Consider the following 20,120-nt stretch of genomic DNA (forward strand, 5'->3'; position numbering starts at 1 on the left):
CTTCGAGTGCGAGTGCGGGTGGCGGCGTGGGGCGGGGTGGACGCGCGGCGCCGGACGTGTTCGGGCGACGGTTGCGGGTGTCCGCCGGGTGGGCGTCACGGACGCTGGAGGGCGATGTCGGTGCGCGCGCCGGGGCTTAGGGGTGTGCCGCGCCCGGTCCGGTCCGGTGCGCACCAGGGCGGTGTGCGCCGGCAGCGGTGTCGCGGGCATCGGCGTCGTCGTTCCGTCCGGCGCGAGCGGGGCCTGTGCGCCCACGGCGCGGTCGCCGGCCGGCGGTGAGCCGGTCGGCACGGTGGTGCAGCCCGTGACGCCCAGCAGCACCAGGAGGAGAAGGGTCGGAAAGCGAGGAGACACCGGCCCACTGTGCTGCACCGCGGGCTTCCGGCGGGCGCCACCACGCGGCCGGTCACCGCAAGGAGGGACGGGGCGGGACACGGCTGACGTCCGGTGGGGCCGCCGGGGCCCGTCGCACGCCCGGACACTCCGCTGCCCGGCCCTGTACCGTCGCTACGGTCGTTCCATTTCCCTACACGCCCCTACTCGCGAGACAGGAAGGCGATCACGTGGCCGAACTGCGCCTGGGACCGCTGTTGAGGTGCACCGAAGGCTCGTGTGCGACGGTGTGGGTCGAGACCAGCGAGCCCTGCACGGTGGAGGTGCGCTGCTCCGACGGCGCGGGCGGCACCGCCCCCACCTTCCAGGTGGCCGGGCACCACTACGCGCTCGTCACGGTGACCGGCCTGCGCCCCGACGGCTCCACCGCCTACGAGGTGCTGCTGGACGACTCCCAGGTGTGGCCCCTTCCCGACTCCCGCTTCCCGCCCTCCGTCATCCGCCCACCGGGCACCGGCGACGCCGTCCGGGTCACCTTCGGATCGTGCCGCTGGGCCGCGCCCCCGGCCGACGGCAAGGATCCGGTCGGCCCCGACGCCCTCGACACCCTTGCCGCCCGGCTGATGGCCGACCCCGACGCGGAACGGCCGGACGTGCTGCTCCTCCTGGGCGATCAGATCTACGCGGACGAGACCTCCGCGCGCACTCGGAGCTGGCTGGCGGAACGACGCGATCTCGACAAGCCGCCCGGCGGTCAGGTCGCCGACTACGAGGAGTACTGCCACCTCTACTACGAATCGTGGCTCGACCCCGAGGTCCGCTGGCTGCTGTCCACCGTGCCCAGCTTCATGATCTTCGACGACCACGACATCGTGGACGACTGGAACACCTCCGCCGCCTGGCTCGCCGACATGCGCGCCACCGACTGGTGGCAGGAGCGGCTGCTGAGCGGCCTGATGTCCTACTGGGTTCACCAGCACCTGGGCAACCTCTCCCCCGCCGAGCTGGCCGACGACCCCACCTGGGCCGCCGTGCACGCCACGCCGGACGGCACCCCCGCGGTGCGCGCCCTGGCCGAGCAGGCGGACGCCGACTCCGCCTCGGTCCGCTTCAGCCACCGTCGCGACTTCGGCCGTATCAGGGTCGTGATGGTGGACTCCCGGGCCGCTCGGGTCCTCGCCGAGGACCGCCGGGCCATGCTCGACCCGGGTGAGGACGCCTGGCTGCGCAAGCAGATACTGGCCGACGAGGGAGCGTACGACCACCTGCTGATCGGCACTTCACTGCCCTGGCTCCTGCCGCACCTGGTGCACGACACCGAAACCTGGGACGCGGCTTTGTGCGCCGGAGAACGCGGGAAGCGCTGGGCGCGCTTCGGCGAGTGGCTGCGTCGCGGAGCCGACCTGGAGCACTGGGCGGCCTTCCCCCGCTCCTTCGCCGCTCTCGCCGATCTCATCGCCGAGACCGGGGCCTCCCCGGCCGCCCCCGCGACCGTGTGCGTACTGTCCGGCGACGTCCACCACGGTTATGTGGCGAAGGCGTTCTGGCCGTCCGGCGGCCCCAGCATTCCCGTCGTCCAGCTCACCTGCTCGCCCGTCCACAACTCCGTGCCCCTGATGATGCGCGTCGGTTTCCGCTTCGGCTGGAGCGCACCGGCCCGCCTGCTGGGCCGCCTCCTCGCCCGGCACGGCCGCAGCCACCGGCCGCCGGTCAAGTGGCGCAAGAAGGGCGGCCCCTGGTTCGGCAACCAGCTCATGACGCTGACCCTGCGCGACCGCTCGGCCCGCCTGCGCCTGGAACGCACCACCTCGGACGCGACGCTGGAGACCGTGCACGAGTCCTCCCTGACCGCCGGCTGAACCGGCGAGAAACGCGCCGCCCTCGTGCCCTGGCTCGGATGCTGCGAAGCCCGCCCGTCGGGAGAATCCCCTTCACGTCTCGGCGCGGCGGGACCTACGGTTTGTGGGTCACCCAGAGCAGTTCCGCCGGCCAGTGGTGTGCCCAGTCGGGCGGGTCGGTCTCGTTGTAGCCGTTGGTCGTTCCGAGGTCGGGCCGCGGCTCGATGAGGTCGTCGATGACGAGCCCTGCGCCGCGCAGGACCTTGACCCAGTCGCCGTAGGTGAGCTGATAGCTCGTCGCACCCTTGCCTTCGGCGATGGTGTCCAGCCCGAAGTAGTCCTGCCGCAGTGAAGTCGTCACGCGGCCGGCGACTTCGTCGTAGCAGGCTTCGAACCATGGGCTGGCGACGTTGAACACCAGCCGCCCACCCGGGCGCAGGACGCGTGCGGCCTGCGGGACGGCCAGGTGCGGAGGCGCCCAGCTGAGCCCGCCGTAGTCACAGAACACCAGGTCGAAGCTGTCGGCGGCGAACGGCAGTTGTTCGGCGGCGCCTTGCACCAGCGGGTAGCGGGCCGTTCCCATCGCCCGGGATGCCGACGCGAGTTGGGCTTCGGACAGGTCGAGCCCGACCACGGTGGCGCCCTCGGCGGCGAGCGCCCTGGACCACTGGCCGGCGCCGCAGCCGAGTTCGAGGACGCGCTTGCCGGTGACGTCACCCAGGGCCTGCAGGTGGGCGTCGGGGATGGAGTACATGCCCCACAGCCGGGGCGCGGCGCCGATTCGCGGGTCGTGCCTGTGCTGGTAGTCGCTGCTGATCTGGTTCCAGAGCCGCCGGTTGGCGGGGATGCTGTCCACGCGCCGACTCCAGCACTGGCTACCGGGGGCGGTCAACACGATTAGGGCACTGGCCGGCCCCCCTCGGTCCAGCCGTGGTTCGGCACTGGTTCGGCCGTGGTTCGGTCATGGTCCGCCGGACGAGCCCTTCTCTTCAGGCGTGTTCGACGTGGTGGAGGAAGAAGTCGCTGATGTCCTCGGAGAGCAGGTCCGGCGCCTCCATCGCGGCGAAGTGGCCGCCGCGGTCGAACTCCGACCAGTGCCTGATGTCGTACAGCCGCTCGGCCAGCGGCCGCACCGACTGCGTGATGTCGTGCGCGAACACCGCGACGCCCATCGGCACCGGGCAGCGTTCGGTCCGGCGCGGCGCCTCGCGGTGCAGCCGCGCCGAGGAAGCCGCGGTGGCGGTCAGCCAGTACAACGAGACGTCGGTGAGCATCCGCTCGTCGCTGATCGTCGAGCCGGGGTCGGTCCACTGTGCGAAGCGCTCGGCGATCCAGGCCAGTTGGCCGACCGGGGAATCGGTCAGCGCGTAGCCGAGGGTCTGCGGCGTGGTGGCCTGCAGCGCCTGGTACGGCGGGCGGGCGGCCATCATCCGCCTGACCTTGTCCAGGCGGGCCTCGTCCGTCTCGGAGAGTTCGACACCGGCGTCCGGGTCCGGACGGGTCGGCAGGTAGTTGACGTGCACCCCGACGACCCGCTCGGGCGCCACCGCGCCGAGCGCCATCGAGATGCCCGCGCCGAAGTCGCCGCCCTGCGCGCCGTAGCGCTCATAGCCGAGACGGCGCATCAACTCGGCCCAGGCTCGCGCGACATGGACGACGTCCCAGCCGCGCTCGTGCGTCGGCCCCGAGAAGCCGTAGCCCGGGATGGAAGGGATGACCAGGTGGAAGTTCCGTGACAGCGGCTCGATCACGTCGAGGAACTCCAGGAACGAACCGGGCCAGCCGTGGGTGAGGATCAGTGCGAGCGCGTCCGGGTTCGCGGACCGGACGTGGACGAAGTGGATGTTCTGGCCGTCGATCTCGGTGGTGAAGTGCGGTAGTTCGTTGAGCTCGACCTCGTGCGCACGCCAGTCGTAGTCGGTGCGCCAGAGTTCGGCGAGCTCCTTCAGCCGCGCCAGCGGGAAGCCGTAGTCCCATCCGGCGTCGGCGACCTCGTTGGGCCAGCGGGTGCGGGAGAGGCGGTCGGTCAGGTCGTCGAGGTCGGCCTGGGGGATGTCGATGCGGAACGGCTCGATCATGGTCTTCGCTCCCGAGTAAATCGTTCGAATCACAAACGTTCGTGGGACTAACGAAGCTAGACTGTTAGTGGCACAAACGCAACAGGCGGAGGACCTTCCCATGAGTACGACCCCCGACCGCACCCCGGCCCGGCTGCGCGCCGTCCCCAGCCGCCTGCTCGCCGGGGCCGCGGCCGTCGCCGACCGGCTCGTCGGCGAGCGCCTGGCGGCCGAGGGCGCCCACAAGTGGCACTTCGCGGTGCTCGTCGCACTCGCCGAGGACGGCGCCGCCAGCCAGGCGGGGCTCAGCCGCCGCACCGGCATCTACCGCAGCGACATGGTCGCCGTGCTCAACGAGCTCGCCCGCACCGGTTGCGTCAGCCGCGAACCCGACCCGGTCGACCGTCGCCGCAACGTCATCTCCCTCACCCCCGCCGGCCGGCGTCGCCTGGAGCGCCTCGACGCGCTGATCTCGGACGCCCAGCGCGAGCTCCTCGCCCCTCTCACCCCCGCCCAGCAGGAGGAACTCATCCGCCTGCTCACCGTCCTGACCGAGCACCACCGCCCCGAGCACCCCGGCTCGCAGGAGGCGCGCTGACCCCCGAGCCGCGCCCGGCCCGGCCGTGCCGTGACTTGCCGCACCGCCCGGAGCGGTGGCCGACCGGATGACGCGGCGGTTTCGCAGGCCTGGCTGCGACTGGGCCGCACCGCGAACCGGTCACATGGACCGGGGCTGCCGCATACCGGAGGGGGGATGTCGATGGCGGGTCACTGCCCGCGCCCGCAGCGGCTCTGGAGCCCGCGGGTAAGGGCCCGATCGCACCGGTTGCGGAAGAGCAGGCCGAACGGTACGCGGACGGGGTGCCGGTCAGGCCGTCATGGTTGGGTCGCGCCGACCTGGCGTGAACCGTTCCCGGGATCCGTGCGGCTGCCGCACGGATCAGGGGGACGCTGACGGTGAAGCCAGTGACCTGAGGTGATCGCGCCAGGCAGCGGTCACGACCGGCGGCACCTTCGTGGTGAGCCCGCCCTGTCTGGTGAAGGCGAGGCCCTTGCTGTAGGCGCTGCCTCCGCAGCCGTCCGACTGGCGGGTGAGCTTCACGTCGACGGACTCGTCGATCTCGGGGCTGCCGCCTCCCTTCGGGGTGACCCGAAAACGGACAGCGCCGAGGTCGGAGCCCACGTCGTCGGGAAGTCGCAGGCTCAGCCGGGTGATGTCCCCCGGTTCGAGCGTGTCCCGGACGCATCTGCCCCCTGCGCACAACTCGTAGGAGGCGCCCGCGAGGTCGGTGTAGCCCCGTTGGAGGAACGTCACGCCCACCTGCGAAGCGACGCCGACGCCGGCGCACGACTCGGAGCCGCCGCACGCCGACGCGGTCACCGTCACCGTCACGGCGGACACGATCGCCAGGACTCCCGGTCCGACCGCTCGTTTCACCGGTTCTCGTCGCCAGGGTCGCCGTGTCTGCCGGAGCGGCGCGTTCAGCGCCTGCGCCTGCCTCAGCGCACCGCCTGCTTCACGAGGGCGGCGATGCGTTCCTCGACCTCGGGGGTCACCTCGGTCAGCGCGAACCCGGCGGCCCACATGGGGCCGTCGTCCAGCTTCGCCTCGTCACTGAACCCGAGCGTCGCATAGCGTGCCTTGAACTTCTCCGCGCTCTGGAAGAAGCAGACCACCTTGCCGTTCAGGGCATAGGCCGGCATCCCGTACCAGAGTTTCGGAGCGAGGAGCGGGGCGCTCGCCGTGACGACGGCGTGCACGCGCTCGGCCATGATCCGGTCCGAGTCCCGCATCTCGGCGATCTTCGCGAGCACGTCCCGCTCCGCCTCCGCCGCCTTGTCCGCGCGCGAACTCCGGCGAGCCGCCTTCTTCAGCTCCTGGGCGTGGTCCTTCATCGCGGCCCGCTCCTCGGCCGTGAACCCCTCGTGCGCGCTGCGTTCGGTGCTGCTCATGACTGTCCCCCCACAGGATCTCGGTGCTCGGATCTCGGGAGGGACCATACCCCGGCCCACCGACACCGGTCTCGCGTCAGCGGTCATGTGTCTCCGGTGCCGGGCAGGCGGGCGTGCCCTACAGCGGGGTGGGCTTGATCATGGCGAACGGGGCGCCCTGCGGGTCGGCGACCACCGTCATACGGCCGGCCATCATGTCGAACGGCGGGGCGAGGACCGTGCCGTTGCGCTTGACCAGGGCGTCCACGGTGGAGTCGACGTCGTCGACGGCGAAGTACGTGAGCCAGTGCGCCGGGGTGCCGGGCGGGTCGTTGGCGAGGAGCGTGACGCCCCCGACCGCGCGCCCGCCCACCCGCAGTTCCCAGTAGGAGTCGGCGCCCTCCAGCGGCTCGATCTCGATGCCGAACGCCTCGCCGTAGAAGGCGGTGGCGGCGGGCACATCACTGGTGTGCAGTTCGTTCCAGGTCAGGGCACCCGCTTCGTTGACCACCCGGGCCCCGTGGAACTCGCCGGGCTGCCAGACCCCGAACACCGCGCCCTGCGGGTCGGCGGCGACCAGCATCCGCCCGAGCGTGCCGACATCCATCACCGGGACGAGCAGGGTGCCGCCCGCGGAGACGATCGCGTCCTGGGTGGCCTGGGCGTCGGTGCTCGCCAGGTAGCTGGTCCAGACGGTGGGCGGTTCCGGGGCTCCCTCGGGGGACATCGCCGGGCCGATACCGGCCGCCGCCCTGCCGTTCAGCTCACAGACCGCGTATCCGCCGAACTCGGCCGGACCGGGCTGCCCCTGCCAGCCGAACAGGTCGCGGTAGAAGTCCAGCGCGGCCTGCTGGTCCTTGGCCATCAGGTCGACCCAGCACGGCGTGCCGGTCGGATACGGAGCGGTGACTTCTGTCATCTTCTGTCCTTTCTCGTGCGGTGTGTCCGCCAGCCTTCCTCCGGGAGCTGTCATCCGCCGCCCGACACGCCGCCGCCCACCCCGGCGAGCAGGGTCCGGAGCGTGGGCCGCGCAGGTCAGGCGGCCTTCTGCGACGCGGCCGCACCGCCCTGCAGGTCGTCGAGGGTGAGCCGGTGCGCCGGGGGGTCCGGCAGGAGAACCTGGCGGATGACGCGCAGGTCGGAACCCACTTGGAGGAGTTCGCCGGGCTCCAGCAGGCGCCAGTCGGGATGGTCGTCCATCCGCTCGCTGGCGACCACGACCGCCGGGTGCTCGGCGAGGGACGCCGAATGGACGCGCATACGGCCGTGACTGCCGCTGTGGTCGAGATGCCGACTGCCGTGCTGGCCGCCCGCGGGACGCTCGAGGACGAACAGGTCGTGGGTGTCGGGGTAGCGCAGCGCCCACAGCTGCCGGGGGGTGATGAGTATCAGGTTCATCGCGAAGACGGGCAGGTTCGCGGCGATCCACCCGGCGGCCCGCCGGATGCCTTCGGCGACGTCGCCGCCGTTGCGCCGGGTCTCGCGGGTGATCAGGGCGAAGAAGCGCTCGGAATCCGTTTCGCCGCGGACCAGCGAGCGGTCCTCGTGCAGGTGGTGGTCGAGGGCGTCCAGGCCCTCGATCACCCCGTTGTGGGCGAAGAGCCGGCCGTCCTGTTCGAAGGGGTGGGTGTTGCGGACATCGAGGCCGCCGGTGGAGGCGTACCGGATGTGTGCCACGAAGGTCGCCGACTCGTCCTGCCGTGCCTCCTCCGCGAAGGCGCGGTCGCGGTAGGCGGCGATGGCGGCCTTGTCGACGCGCGGGGTGCCGTCGGCGGCGAAGCGGCCGAGGCCGGTGCCGTCGGGGTCACGGTGGCTCTGCCGGCTGAGGCTGTCGGGGGCGTCGAGCAGCCAGAAGGTCGCGTGGGTACGGAGCGGGGCGCTGCTGAGGCCGAAAAGGCGACACATGGTTTCCTCCGTGGTGACCGGCTTCCGACATGGCGCCGACCGGGTCTCCCCTCCACGATCCGCCATGCGCCCGGTGATCGCCTCCGTCCCGCCTGCTCGCCCCGAACCGTCACCGTTCGTGGCTGTGCGTGCGGGCTGCTCGGGAGGAAGGCCGCCAACGCCGCACGACCCCGTCAGCAAACGGGGTCCGCTCACCTCGCAAAAAAGGGGCGTTCCACCCGTATCATCGCTGCACCAGGGCACATTGCGGCCGCAACACCATCCCTGGCCCGCTTCAACGGCCCGCCAGAGCCACGTCCCGGCCGCCGACCAAGGAGACGACCATGTCCGAAGGAACGGCGTCAGCAACCGCGTTGACCTCGCAGTACATCAGCCAGGTGGCCGGCGACCTCGAGCGGAACGTCAAGGAGCAGGAACGCGTCAGCGCGGAACTCTCCGCCTTGCAGGAACAGTTGACCGCGCTGCAGCACGACCACGGCGTGCTGCTGAGCATGCAGCAGGCGCTCGGCGTTCCGGCTCCTGGCGCCGCGCCCTCCGACGCCGGCGGCGCCGCTGTGCCGTCCCCCAGGAAGAGGGCCACGGGCGCCTCCGCGGAGCGGCGAGCGGCGAAGACGGCCGCGGTGAAGCCACCCGAGGGCCGGAAGCGGGCGAAGCGGGGCGGTGCGAAGTCCGTCGCCGGGAAGTCCGGCGCGGGCAAGGGGACGCGTCCCACGCTGGTCGATCTGCTCCACCGGCATCTCACCGAGCAGCACGAGCCCCGTTCGGCGGCGGAGGTGGCGAAGGCGGTCGCTGACGCGCACCCCGACCGCAGCATCTCGACCAACGTCGTGCGCACCACCCTGGAGAACCTCGTCGCCAGGAGCCTCGCGCAGCGGAACAAGCAGGGCAGCTCCGTCTTCTACACCGCTTCCACGTCGGCGGAGTCGGCGTCGGAGTCGACGCCGGCGTCCGAGGAAGGGACGCGGCCCGACACCGTCAAGTGAGGTGGAAGCCGTCCGAGCGGACGCGGGGTCCGGTCGGGGCGCGGCGGGCAGGAGAGCCGTTCGCCCACGCCGGACCTCCACTCACCTGCCGGTGCCGGCTTCACCGAGTTCGGCGAGCGCGGAGGCGGCCTCGGCCTGTCGCGGGCTCCTGAGCTCGGCGAGGGCGTCACGGGCGGCGAGCAGGGTCTGCCGGGCCTCCGGGTGGCCCATGGCGCCGAGCACCCGCCCCAGGTCGAGCCGTGCCTGTTCGGCCCAGGCCGGCATCTGCGCGGCGTCGAAGAAGTCGAGGGCCTGCCGGAGTGAGGGCTCGGCCTCGTGCCAGCGCTCCAGGGCCGCGAGGTCGTTGCCGATCTGCTGCCGGTGGACGGCGTGGTAGAACGCGATCAGCTCGTCCGCGCGGCCCGGGACGCCCGCCCGGCAGATCCGTTCGCCGCGGCGGTGGATGTCCAACGCGTCTGCCGCCCGGCCCAGTTGGCGCAGCAGGGCGCCGAGGGCGTTGAGGATCGACAGCTCGGCGAGCCTCGCCTGCCCGGTCTCCTGAGCGGCGAGGCGGTGGGCCGCCTCCCGCAGCCGCGTGTGGGCCTCCTCCAGCCTGCCCAGCCGGTGCAGTGCGCCGGCGCCGTACCCGAGTGCCCAGCCCTGCTGGAGTCCGTCGTCGCTGTCGCGGGCCGCGGCGAGCGCGGAGTCGGCGGACACCAGGGCGGCCCGGGGGTCGTGCGCGCAGAGGTTGTGGGCCCAGGCGAGGTAGTTGAGGTGGACCGCCTCCTCCCGCCTGCTGCCGAGTGCGCGGGCGGAGTCGGAGGAGCGCTGGAACACCTCGACCCACTGCTCCCAGTGCTGGTTGAGGTCGGAGAACCAGTGCATGGCCTCAGCCGTGTCCAGGACCTGCCGGTGCCGGCCGGTGTCGTGGGCGCGGCGGAGCGCGGCGAGCCACTGGGCCCGCTCGGCCTCCAGCCAGGCCCGCGCCTCCTCCCGGCCGGTGGGCGCCGCGTCCGGGTCCGGGTCGCCGGACGGCGCGGTGTGGTCGTGGTCGGCGTCGAAGTGCAGCGCGGCGGCCGTGGCCCGGCGCAGCATCCACCGCGCGGTCCGGTCGAGGGCGTCGTCGCGGACCGCTGGGCCGTCATCGGCCTCGACCTGTTCGGCCGCGTACAGCCTGAGCAGGTCGTGGAAGCGGTAGCGCTCGGCGGCGGGATCGCTCTGGAGCAGTCCGGCGTCGGTCAGTTCCTCGGCGCAGGCGACCGCCTCGTCGTAGGACAGCCCGGCCAGAAGCGCGCCGGTCTCCGGGCTGAAGTCCGCCCCCGCGGCCAGTGAGGCGCGGCGCAGCAACGTCTGTGCATCCGGGCGCAGTTGCCGGTACGAGAGTGCGAACGCCGCACGGATCCGGAGGTTTCCGGCCTGAAGCCCGTCAAGGCGTCGGCCCTCGGCGGCGAGACGGGCGACGAGCTTGCCCAGGCGTTCGTGCGGCCGGCTGAGCAGCCGCTGTCCGGCGATCCGGACGGCCAGTGGCAGGTGTCCGCACAGATCGGCGAGATCGCGTGCGGCCTGCGCCTCCGCCCGCACCCGTTCCGGGCCGAGGATGCGGGTCAGCAGTTCCACCGCCTCCTCGCGCCGCAGCAGGGCCAGGTCGCAGCGGTGGACGGCCGTCAGACCGGCCAGGGCCTGGCGGCTGGTGACGATGGTCAGGGACGGGCCGGTGCCGGGCAGCAGCGGGCCGATCTGGGCCTCGTCGGCGGCGTTGTCCAGCAGCAGGAGCAGCCGTCGCTCGGCTGCCAGGGACCGCCACAGGCCCGCGCGGTCGTCGGTGCCGGCCGGTATCGCGGCTTCGGCCAACCCCAGGGCGCCCAGCAGCCGGGCCAGCGCGTCTCGGGGGCTGGTCGGCTCGGCGTCCATGCCGTGCAGGTCCAGGGCGAATTGCCCGTCCGGGAAGTGCGGGGCGAGACGGTGCGCGGCGTGCACCGCGAAGGCGGTCTTGCCCAGCCCGGGCTGTCCGGCGACCACGGTGACCTGCGGCTGCCCCGGGTCGGCGTCCCGCACCAGGTCCAGCAGCCGGGCGAGCGCCGCGTCACGGGCGGTGAAGTCCTGGATGTCACGCGGCAGGGGCAGGGCGACGGGTGCGGCCGGTCCCCCGGCCGCCCGGGGCCGCGGACGCCCCAGGGCCGCGGACTCCTCCAAGCCGGCCGCCTCGTCCGCGTCCAGCCCCAGCGCGTCGGCCAGCGCCCGGACCGTGCGGCGCTGCGGCCCTCGGGTGCGTCCGCGCTCCATGTCGGCCAGCGCCCTGACGCTCACCCCGGCCGCATGTGCCAGCGCCTCCTGGCTCAGTGCCGCACGGGCCCGCAGGAAGCGCAGCCGCTGCCCGAAGTCCTCAGTGGAAGGCGTGCCGCCGCGCACCGTGGAAGTCCCCCGATCGTCCGGCTCGTCCGGTCGCGAGCCCCCCGGCAGAAGTATGGCGGACGGTACTTCTGCCGGTGGAACCGCCTGGGACGCGGCGGCCGTTGCTGGTCGACTGAGGGCAGGCGCGGAACAACTCCTCCCGGCCGGACGGGGTCCGGGCGGCCCCTCCTTCACGGACGGTGTCGCCGGACCACGGGCCCCGTGCGAAGCGGGGAGCGGCGCCGGCCACCGTCTCCGGACGACCACCGGAGACGCGACGACCATGAAACGGGGCTACTTCGAATGAACAGCAGCAACGACGACCGGGCCGCCGGGATCTCCAGGCGGGGCGTTCTGGCGGCGGGCGCGCTGACCGCCGCCGCCGTGGCCTACCAGGTGGGGCGGGCCCCCGCGGCGTCCGCTGCCGCCAAGCCCGCCATCTTCTACGCACCCCACCAGGACGACGACGCGATCGGCCTGGCCGGGTCGATCCTGGAGCACAAGGCGGCGGGCCGGCCCGTCTACCTCGTGCTGGTGAGCGACGGCAGGAATCCCGACCTGGCCAAGCTCATGAACACCGACCCCTGCCCGCTGACCACGTGGAGCAGCCCGCACTCGTGCGCTGCGGGCGGCAGGCACGGCCTGTCCTGGCCGACCGACGGGACGACCAAGATCGTCGCGGGCCGGACGGCCGAGTTCACGGCCTCCGCGAAGGCGCTGGGCGTGGACAGGGTCATCAACTTCAAGATCGCGGACGACGGGTTCGCGAGCACGTCCGCCTACAACAGGCTCGTCGACCGGATCGACGCGAAGGTCCGAGCGCTCGCCGCGCAGTACCCGGGCGCCTCGCACAAGTTCACGGCCGGCTGGCTGGAGCGCACCGAGACGCACAAGGCGTGCAGTGACGTGGCCTACCGCCTGATGAACGACGGCACGATCTCCGACGTGCGCTTCAACCACGTCTACGCCTACGGGCGGCCCAGGGATCGGCGCGCGGACGGCGCGGCGTACGTGCTGAACATCCCGGGCTCCCACATGAAGGTCAAGCGCAACGCGATGTACGCCTACAACACGTGGGATCCGAGCCGGAACCTGTACGCCCTCGGCTATCACAGCGTTCCCGAACTGCTGGAGGCCGCGCACGCCGACCCCCGCGAATTCATCCACACCCTCCCGTCCGACTACCGGCCGGGCAAGGGCGACTGAGAACCGCACCGCATCACCAGGACCACCTCGGCCGCCGGCACCGAGCCGCGGCCCCGCACCGCTCACGGGGAAGACTCCATGAACATCAAGCGTCACCACACCGCTCTGCTCGCCCTCGCGGGCACGGCCCTCGCCCTGTCCCTCACCGCCTGCCAGAGCGACGACACGTCCGGCAAGTCCGCCCCGGCGTCGACGGCTTCGGCGGCCGGGAAGGCTGCGGACGGCGGTCGGACCGGCGCGGCCGGAACGGCGGGCTCGACCGACCCGGCGCGCGCGGCCGCGTCGAAGGGCTCGACGGGCCGTACCGGCAGCGGCGGCTCCGGGGGCTCGACCGGTGAGCAGCCGAGCGCCGCCACCCGGGTCTGCACCGCGCGGGACGTCACCGTCACGGCGGCCACCGAGGGGGGTGCTCCCTACACCCACCTCGTCCTCACGGCGAAGAACACCTCCGGCCGCTCCTGCCGGCTCGCGGGTGCTCCGCACCTCCAGTTCCTCGAGAGCCACAAGCAGGACGTCCCGGTCGTCGCGAAGAGCAAGCCGGCCGCGCCGGTCGTGCTGACGGCGGGAGCCCCTGCCTACGCCCTGGTCAAGTTGTCGGACGGCGGGGTCGACGAGGACAACGAACCCGTGTCGGCGTTCTCCCTCATGCTGGAGGGCGACTCCACGGTCATCGCCGTCACCGCCCCCGGCAGCGGGGTGGCCGTCGACCCGGCGAAGGCCCTCACCGGCTACTGGACCCCCGAACTCCGCGACGGCGCGGACGACTTCTGAGACACGTCGCGGGGCGGAAGCCGACCCTGCCGGGCTCGCGACTGTCCCGCCTCCGGGCGGTGCCGCACAGCCCGGCCGGGAATCGGCCCCGCGGACTTCACGTTTCGGGGTGCCGCGCTTCGGCCCGGCACCCCGGCCTGAACGACTCGCGTCCTCCGCCGTCGAGTCGTACCGACTCAGCGGGTCGGCAGCGCCGTTGCGTCCGCCTACACAGAAACGAGGAGGCCGGCCGCGTGGCCGGGCGGCGGCTTGAGTACGGGTACTCATGCGCGTCGGACGGCGGCCGCGGCACCCTGCACGCATGACGGACATCCTTCTCGTGCCGAAGCGCCGGCGCCCCTGGTCGCGGCGGACACGCCTGGGCGTGGACCTCGCGCTGGCGATTCCCCTGTCGCTGCTGGAGACCGGGTGGCTCGTGGTGGACTGGATCTACGGCTACGGCCTTGACGTGTGGGCGGCGCAAGGACAGCAGTCACAGATCGACGCGGCCGACCTTGCGCACCTGGGGCGGTTGCGGGTCATGCTGGTCGCGCTGCTCGTCGCCGCCGTCCTCGCCGCGCTCTTCCGCGCCCGCTGGACGGTGACCGCGCACCTGCTGGTGGCCCTCCTGGCGGGGGGATCCCTGGCAGCCGCACAGCACGAGTGGGACCACAGCCACGCCCCGGCACCCGGATGCGTCCGCTACAGCGCGAACTGCTGAGGCAGCAGCGGTGAATGAGCCGTGCCGTCGCCTCGTGACCTCACTCGCGCACGCCCGCCGGCCCGACCGCGCCTCGGCGCCGCAGGAGGCCGGCCGGTACGAGGACATGGAAGGCGCTAGTCTGCCGGGATGGAGCAGGCCCACCCCCTCGTCCGCGACGTCTTCCCCGACCTCGTCGCCGAGCTGATCGCGCTCCTGGAGGACGAAGGGGAACGCGAGTTGGCTCTCTGCGCGTGGGACCTCCCGCTGGTCGCCATGTGCGACTGCGGCGACGACTTCTGCCAGAGCATCCACACGACGGTCCGCCCGAAGGGGGAGCCGTACGGCGAGGGCCATCGATGCGTGCCGCTCCACCCCGAGGAAGGCATGCTGGTCCTGGACGTCGTGAAGGGCAGGATCATGTACATCGAGGTGCTGGACCGGCCGCCCATGGAGGCTCGCCGCGGTACGCAGGACTGATGCCCCACTGACCCAATCGCCTCCGTACCCAAGCTGGTTGACCGCCTGTTAGCGTGGGCGGAATGGAAGATCTTGGATCCGTGGCCTGGCCGCCCGAGCCGATCAGGACCGAGAGGCTGGTGCTCCGTCGGTCCGAGCCCCGGGACCGGGCGACGTTCGTCGAACTGCTCGCCTCGCCGGAGGTGAACGCCTACCTCGGTGGCCCACGGCCGCGTGATGAGCTCGAGCGCGAGTTGCCCACGGCGCCCGAGCAGTGGGCCGGGAGTCTCGTCGTCGATCTCGACGGGTCGATGATCGGCCATATCCTGCTCAGGAGGGCGACGGGCCACCGTCGCCCGGCCGCCGCCGGGAAGCTCGACCTGGGCTACATGTTCCTGCCGCGGGCGTGGGGGTTCGGGTACGCCGCCGAGGCCTGCGAGGCGGCGCTCGGCTGGCTCGCCGGCGTGCTTCCCGGTGAGCCGGTGGTGCTCACCACCCAGAGCGCGAACGTCGCCTCGATGCGTCTCGCGGCGAAGCTGGGGTTCGACGAGGTGGAGCGGTTCGAGGCCTGGGACGCCGAGCAGTGGCTCGGCATGCGGTCCCCGGGCACGCCGTCGGACTGAGTTCGCGGCGGTCACCGCGCCGCCGACGGCCGGTTGTCGGCCGGACTTACTGATGGTCTCGAATCCCGCGAACGAGGATCTGCGCCGAACGCGGGCCTTGGTGCTTCGCGCCGTTACCCGGGAGGTAATGGCGCCGAACTGCCGGCGCGGACGAGGATGTGCACGTCGCCGCGTCAGGCGGACACGGATGCCGGATCGGAGTGATGAGTCATGTCCACCGCCCCACTTGCCACCACTCGCGCTGTCGTGGACGAGCTGCTGCGCAGGATCGGCGGGGGTGAGCCCGAAAGCATCGCCGCGATGTACGCCGAGCAGGTCGACTGGAAGCTGGACTGGCCGGAGGCCGAGCACGGCCGGCCCTCGACCCCGTGGATTCGTCACCGGGCCACCCGCGCCGATGCCTCCGCACACTTCCGTGAGCTCGCCGAGCACCATGCGCCCGGTCAGGCGTCGACCGAGATCGAGCGCATCCTCGTCGACGGCACCGACGCGGTCGTGATCGGCGAGATCCGCCAAACCGCCCGCTCCACCGGACGTGCCTACCGTGCTCGGTTCGCGCTGCACCTCACCGTCGAGGACGGCCTCGTCACCCGGCATCACGTCTACGAGGACAGCCTTGCCGTCGCCCAGGCCTTCGATGCGAGTTGAGCGAGTAAGGCTGAGCCCGGCGCCGCGCAGCTCCCCTGGCGCGGGGCGGGGGCTGACCCCGCGGGCGCTACGAGTGTACGTTCGTACGCTCTCGGCGGTAGGGTGGCGCGCATGGAGACGGACTACTTCGCCCAGGACCCCCGCACGAACCTGGAGCGCATGCAGGCGGGCGATCTCTACATCGCGGACGATCCCGAGATCAGCCGCCGTCAGCAGCGGGCCGTTCAGCTGGCCAGCCGCTACCAGGCCGCCTACGCCGAGGACGCCGACGCCGCGCAGCCGCTGCTGAGCGAACTGCTCGGGTTCCTCGGTGAGCAGGCCCATCTGCGTCCGCCCCTGTACGTCGACTACGGCAGCAACATCTCCGTGGGCGCGCGCACCTTCGTCAACTACAACCTCACGGCGCTGGACGTAGCGGCCATCACCATCGGCGAGGACTGCCAGATCGGCCCCAACGTCCAGTTGCTGACGCCGACCCACCCGCTGGAGCCGCAGCCGCGGCGCGACAAGCTCGAGGCCGCCCGTCCCATCGTCATCGGCGACAACGTGTGGATCGGCGGCGGCGCCATCGTCCTGCCCGGAGTCACCATCGGCGACAACTCCGTCGTCGGCGCCGGCGCCGTCGTCACCAAGGACGTGCCCGCGAACGTCGTCGCCGTCGGCAACCCCGCCCGCGTGGTGCGGAGTCTGTGAGCCCGACGTCATGGCCACCGGACACACCGACCCCGAGCGCCGCGCCCGCATCCTCGACGCCACCCTCGACCTGATCGCCGAGGAGGGGATCGCACGTGTCTCCCACCGGAAGGTCGCGGCTCGCGCCGGCGTACCTCTGGGGTCGATGACCTATCACTTCGGCGGCATGGACGAGGTCCTGCGCGAGGCCTTCGGCCGGTTCACCGACCACATCGTCGCCGTGTTCGACGACCACCTCTCGGCTCCCGCCGACCCCGGCGCGGCCCGGCAGGCGGTGGCCGATCTCGTCCACGCGCTGTCCGAAGGCGACCGGCGCGACCTGGTCCTCACGCAGGAGCTGTACACGCTCGCCGCCCGCCACCCCGCCTACCGGGAGCTCACGCACGAGTGGATGCGCCGCAGCCGTGTCCACCTGGAGAAGCACTTCGACGCCGGCACCGCCCGCCAGCTCGACGCGCTCATCGAGGGGCTGACCCTGCACCGGGCGCTCTCGCCGCGGCCCCACGACCGTGCCCTGACCCTCGAAGCGATCACCCGCATCACCACACCGGGCGAGCGTTCCCGCTGACCGCCCGTGCGGCACGAACCCGACCGGTGCCGCATGGGCCCGCGCGCGTGACACCCCGGCGGCTTCGCGCTCGGGCCCGCCGTCTCGGTGAGAAAACCCTGTGGAAGCGGTGTCGGTGGGGCCGCTTATGCTGCACCCGATGATCACGCGGGCCAGGGGAGGGCGCGGCATGTTCGGCAGGCTGTTCGGCAGGGACGCGGAGAGACCGGGGGCGGATCCGCACGCCCTGCCCGTCCCGCGCAAGCGGAAGAACGGGATCCACCCGCTGCGCGCGCTCGGAGACGCTCGGGTGCTCGCGCTGCTGGAGGCGGCCGAAGCGGGTGACTGGGCGTCGGTCAAGGAGGCGCTGGCTCCGTTCGACCTCGGCCGCGACGACCAGGTGCTGGGCGAGCTGGCGGACCTGGACGGTGTGCAGGAGTGGATCGGCCGGGCCGTCGAGGAGGACAAGGAGCAGCGGGCGACCGCTCTGCTGATATCCGGGGCGCGCCACGTCGTGTGGGGCTGGGAGGCGCGCACCGCCGCGCGAGCCGTGGACGTCACTCAGGAGCAGTGGCGGGTTTTCCACGAGCGGCTCCAGGTCGCCGAGGAGCAGTTGCTCGAAGCCGCCGAACTGCGGCCGGAGTGGGTCACTCCGTGGCGCCGCCTCCTCACCTCGGGCCGCGGCATGTCGCTGGGCGACGCCGTCAACGAGGCCCGGCTCGACGCGGCCCTGCGCCGCGAACCGCTGGATCCCGAGACGCACCTCGAGTGGTTGTCGCACCTGCAGCCCCGGTGGAACGGGGAGCCCGGCCAGGCCCTGGCGTTCGCGCGTGACGCGTTCACCCGTGCGCCCGAAGGACATCGGCTCGGCTGTGTGATCGCCATGGCCCACATCGAGGACTGGGTGGAGTCGGAGCAGGCCGACTGCCTCGTCACGCCCGCGATCCAGGCCGAGTTGAGGGCCGCCGCCGAGCACAGCATCCTGCACCCCGCCTACGAGCGGCGCCCGGGTTGGCAGCAGGACTTCAACACCTTCGCCATGGCCCTGGGGCTGGCCTCCGAGAGCGTCGTGGCCCCGCGCGTCTTCCGCGAGCTGGACGGGGCGTTCACGTCGTGGCCCTGGCTCTACATGGCACAGCCGGAGAAGTCGTACGCCCGTTTCCGGGGCCGTGCCTGAGCCCGCCGACCCTTCCGCCGCTCCCCCATCACCTTCCACGGACTGCCCGATGACTCTGTCCCACTCCGCCGCGAACCCGCCCGGTGCCGACCGCACCTTCCAGGTGGACCTGCGTGGTCTCGTCGATCTCCTGTCCCACCACCTCTACTCCAGCCCCCGTGTCTACCTGCGTGAACTCATGCAGAACGCGGTGGACGCCCTCACCGCCCGGCACACCCTCGAACCGGACGCGCCCGCCGGCTCCTTCGGCATCCGCCTGTACGCCGACGGCTCGGTGGTGCGCGTCGAGGACGACGGCGTCGGTCTCACCGAGGCCGACGTGCACGCCTTCCTCGCCACCATCGGCCGCAGCAGCAAGCGCGCCGACCAGATAGCCGACCAGCGCGGTGACTTCATCGGCCAGTTCGGGATCGGCCTGCTCTCCTGCTTCCTGGTCGCGGACGAGATCCACGTCCTGAGCCGCTCCGCCCGCACGCCCGACGCTCCCGCCGTCGAGTGGCGTGGCCGCGGCGACGGCAGCTACAGCGTCCGCACCCTGCCCGCGTCCGCCTGCCCCCGGCCCGGCACCACCGTCACCCTGACCCCGCGCGCCGACGCGGCCGAATGGACCCGGCCGGCCCAGGTGCACGCCCTGGCCCGGCACTTCGGGTCCCTGCTGCGCCATCCGGTGACCTTCGACGACGGCGCCGGCGGGACCGGCGCACCCGTCAACCCGGAGCCCGCGCCCTGGGCCCGTACGTACGCCACACCCGGAGCCCGCTCCCGCGCCATGGCCGCGTACGGCGAGGAGGTCTTCGGATTCACGCCGCTGGACACCATCGAGCTGGATCTGCCGGCCGTGGGTCTGAAGGGCATCGCGTGCGTGCTCTCCGAGGCGGTGCCCGCGGGACGCCGCCACGGCCACCGCGTGCACGTCAAGGGCATGCTGCTGTCCGAGCAGGCGGAGGAGATCCTGCCCGAGTGGGCGTTCTTCGTCCGCTGCGTCGTCGACGCCGAGAGCCTGCGCCCGACGGCGTCCCGCGAGTCCCTGTACGAAGACGACATCCTCGCCGCCGTACGCGACGCCCTCGCCGAGCGGCTGCGCGCCTGGATCGCGCGGACCGCCGCCAGCGACCCGGACCTGCTCGGCCGCTTCCTCCAGGTCCACCACTTGGCCGTGAAGTCGCTCGCGGTGCACGACGACGAGATCCTGCGGATGCTGCTGCCCTGGCTGCCGTTCGAGACCACCGACGGACACGCCACCCTCGACGAGTTCGCGCGCACCCACCGCACCGTACTCGTGACGTCCAGCGTCGAGGAGTTCCGCCAGGTCGCGGCGATCGCGTCGGCCGCCGGGCTGGGCGTCGTCAACGGCGGGTACACCTACGACCGCGAACTCGTGCACCGGCTGCCTGAGATCAGGCCCGAGACCAGCGTCGCCGACCTCGACCCCGCGACCCTGACCGCGCACCTCGACCCCGTGGACCGGGAGACGGAAATGGCCGCCGCGGCCTACCTCTCGCTGGCCCGCGACGCCCTCGCCGTCTTCGACTGCGACGTCGCGCTGCGCACCTTCCACCCGGCCTCCGCCCCCGCCCTCCTCGTGGACAGCCGCGAGGCCCGGCACGAACGCACCCGCTCCCAGCTCGCGCGTGAGCAGCAGGGCGGGGTGTGGGGCGACATCCTCGGCGCCCTGCGCCAGGAGGCGCCGCGGGCCCAGCTGATCCTCAACCAGCTCAACCCGCTGGTCCGCACCGCCGTCACCATCGACGAGCCCGAACTGGCCCGCACCAGCGCAGAGGCGCTCTACGGGCAGGCGGCGATGCTGTCCCGGCGCCCGCTCAGGCCCGCCGAGTCGAGCCTCATCAACCGCTCCTTCCTCGACCTCCTCGCCCACGCCCTCCGCAAGGACAGCTGACG

Annotated in this window: 20 protein-coding genes; 13 read left to right on the top strand and 7 right to left on the bottom strand. The window is 72.4% G+C overall.

Annotated features, from left to right (window positions below; genetic code table 11):
- Window positions 1-563: 563 nt before the first annotated feature.
- A complete protein-coding gene (locus tag ACZ7JA_RS13090) occupies window positions 564-2,192 on the top strand; it encodes an alkaline phosphatase D family protein (RefSeq protein ID WP_470808096.1) in 1,629 nt (542 codons plus the stop codon).
- A gap of 94 nt (window positions 2,193-2,286) precedes the next feature.
- On the opposite strand, the gene ACZ7JA_RS13095 is transcribed toward ACZ7JA_RS13090, so the two are convergent.
- Complete coding sequence (locus tag ACZ7JA_RS13095; protein ID WP_351663466.1) at window positions 2,287-3,027, bottom strand: class I SAM-dependent methyltransferase; 741 nt, start codon at window positions 3,025-3,027, stop codon at window positions 2,287-2,289.
- A 133-nt stretch (window positions 3,028-3,160) separates the two neighbouring features.
- Window positions 3,161-4,249 carry an epoxide hydrolase family protein gene (locus ACZ7JA_RS13100; protein ID WP_470808097.1) on the bottom strand — a complete coding sequence of 363 codons (1,089 nt, stop codon included), beginning with the start codon at window positions 4,247-4,249 and terminating at the stop codon, window positions 3,161-3,163.
- A 100-nt stretch (window positions 4,250-4,349) separates the two neighbouring features.
- Between ACZ7JA_RS13100 and ACZ7JA_RS13105 the strand changes: the two genes are divergently transcribed.
- A complete protein-coding gene (locus ACZ7JA_RS13105) occupies window positions 4,350-4,826 on the top strand; it encodes a MarR family winged helix-turn-helix transcriptional regulator (RefSeq protein ID WP_470808098.1) in 477 nt (158 codons plus the stop codon).
- Between the two features lie 342 nt (window positions 4,827-5,168).
- On the opposite strand, the gene ACZ7JA_RS13110 is transcribed toward ACZ7JA_RS13105, so the two are convergent.
- The 4 genes from ACZ7JA_RS13110 to ACZ7JA_RS13125 all read right to left on the bottom strand — a co-directional run bounded on the left by ACZ7JA_RS13110 (window position 5,169) and on the right by ACZ7JA_RS13125 (window position 8,065).
- On the bottom strand, window positions 5,169-5,630 hold the full coding sequence (locus tag ACZ7JA_RS13110; RefSeq protein ID WP_470808099.1) for a hypothetical protein: 462 nt from the start codon (window positions 5,628-5,630) through the stop codon (window positions 5,169-5,171).
- Window positions 5,631-5,728: 98 nt separating this feature from the next.
- Window positions 5,729-6,181 (bottom strand): iron chaperone, encoded by a 453-nt coding sequence (locus ACZ7JA_RS13115; protein WP_401133050.1) that lies wholly within the window; start codon window positions 6,179-6,181, stop codon window positions 5,729-5,731.
- A 118-nt stretch (window positions 6,182-6,299) separates the two neighbouring features.
- On the bottom strand, window positions 6,300-7,079 hold the full coding sequence (locus ACZ7JA_RS13120) for a VOC family protein (protein ID WP_351663454.1): 780 nt from the start codon (window positions 7,077-7,079) through the stop codon (window positions 6,300-6,302).
- 116 nt (window positions 7,080-7,195) lie between these two features.
- Window positions 7,196-8,065, bottom strand: coding sequence for a class II glutamine amidotransferase (locus ACZ7JA_RS13125; RefSeq protein ID WP_351663451.1), 870 nt, complete (start codon window positions 8,063-8,065; stop codon window positions 7,196-7,198).
- A gap of 323 nt (window positions 8,066-8,388) precedes the next feature.
- Here ACZ7JA_RS13125 and ACZ7JA_RS13130 point away from each other — a divergent pair, with 323 nt between their 5' ends.
- Window positions 8,389-9,048 (top strand): BlaI/MecI/CopY family transcriptional regulator, encoded by a 660-nt coding sequence (locus ACZ7JA_RS13130; protein WP_470808100.1) that lies wholly within the window; start codon window positions 8,389-8,391, stop codon window positions 9,046-9,048.
- Window positions 9,049-9,129: 81 nt separating this feature from the next.
- Here the strand turns inward: ACZ7JA_RS13130 and ACZ7JA_RS13135 are convergent, their stop codons facing one another.
- The gene (locus ACZ7JA_RS13135; RefSeq protein ID WP_389297732.1) at window positions 9,130-11,436 is read right to left on the bottom strand and encodes a helix-turn-helix domain-containing protein; all 2,307 of its coding nucleotides are present in this window, start codon (window positions 11,434-11,436) and stop codon (window positions 9,130-9,132) included.
- Between the two features lie 285 nt (window positions 11,437-11,721).
- Here ACZ7JA_RS13135 and ACZ7JA_RS13140 point away from each other — a divergent pair, with 285 nt between their 5' ends.
- From ACZ7JA_RS13140 to ACZ7JA_RS13185, 10 genes are all read left to right on the top strand, one after another.
- Entirely contained in the window at window positions 11,722-12,624 is a 903-nt protein-coding gene (locus tag ACZ7JA_RS13140; protein ID WP_470808101.1) for a PIG-L deacetylase family protein, read from the top strand.
- Window positions 12,625-12,702: 78 nt separating this feature from the next.
- Window positions 12,703-13,395, top strand: coding sequence for a DUF4232 domain-containing protein (locus ACZ7JA_RS13145; protein WP_470808102.1), 693 nt, complete (start codon window positions 12,703-12,705; stop codon window positions 13,393-13,395).
- Between the two features lie 301 nt (window positions 13,396-13,696).
- Window positions 13,697-14,095: a DUF6234 family protein gene (locus ACZ7JA_RS13150; protein WP_351663436.1), complete on the top strand. Its 399-nt coding sequence runs from the start codon at window positions 13,697-13,699 to the stop codon at window positions 14,093-14,095.
- A 129-nt stretch (window positions 14,096-14,224) separates the two neighbouring features.
- On the top strand, window positions 14,225-14,554 hold the full coding sequence (locus ACZ7JA_RS13155; protein WP_389297724.1) for a hypothetical protein: 330 nt from the start codon (window positions 14,225-14,227) through the stop codon (window positions 14,552-14,554).
- A gap of 62 nt (window positions 14,555-14,616) precedes the next feature.
- Window positions 14,617-15,156, top strand: a complete 540-nt coding sequence (locus tag ACZ7JA_RS13160) for a GNAT family N-acetyltransferase (RefSeq protein ID WP_389297722.1) — start codon at window positions 14,617-14,619, stop codon at window positions 15,154-15,156.
- 210 nt (window positions 15,157-15,366) lie between these two features.
- Entirely contained in the window at window positions 15,367-15,804 is a 438-nt protein-coding gene (locus ACZ7JA_RS13165) for a nuclear transport factor 2 family protein (protein ID WP_351663428.1), read from the top strand.
- Window positions 15,805-15,915: 111 nt separating this feature from the next.
- Window positions 15,916-16,497 carry a sugar O-acetyltransferase gene (locus ACZ7JA_RS13170; RefSeq protein WP_389297718.1) on the top strand — a complete coding sequence of 194 codons (582 nt, stop codon included), beginning with the start codon at window positions 15,916-15,918 and terminating at the stop codon, window positions 16,495-16,497.
- A gap of 10 nt (window positions 16,498-16,507) precedes the next feature.
- On the top strand, window positions 16,508-17,065 hold the full coding sequence (locus ACZ7JA_RS13175) for a TetR/AcrR family transcriptional regulator (protein WP_351663422.1): 558 nt from the start codon (window positions 16,508-16,510) through the stop codon (window positions 17,063-17,065).
- Window positions 17,066-17,234: 169 nt separating this feature from the next.
- Window positions 17,235-18,221 carry a hypothetical protein gene (locus tag ACZ7JA_RS13180; protein ID WP_389297989.1) on the top strand — a complete coding sequence of 329 codons (987 nt, stop codon included), beginning with the start codon at window positions 17,235-17,237 and terminating at the stop codon, window positions 18,219-18,221.
- 49 nt (window positions 18,222-18,270) lie between these two features.
- Window positions 18,271-20,118 carry an HSP90 family protein gene (locus ACZ7JA_RS13185; RefSeq protein WP_470808103.1) on the top strand — a complete coding sequence of 616 codons (1,848 nt, stop codon included), beginning with the start codon at window positions 18,271-18,273 and terminating at the stop codon, window positions 20,116-20,118.
- The last annotated feature ends 2 nt before the right edge of the window (window positions 20,119-20,120 follow it).

This window comes from Streptomyces sp. NPDC038135 (assembly GCF_055601245.1).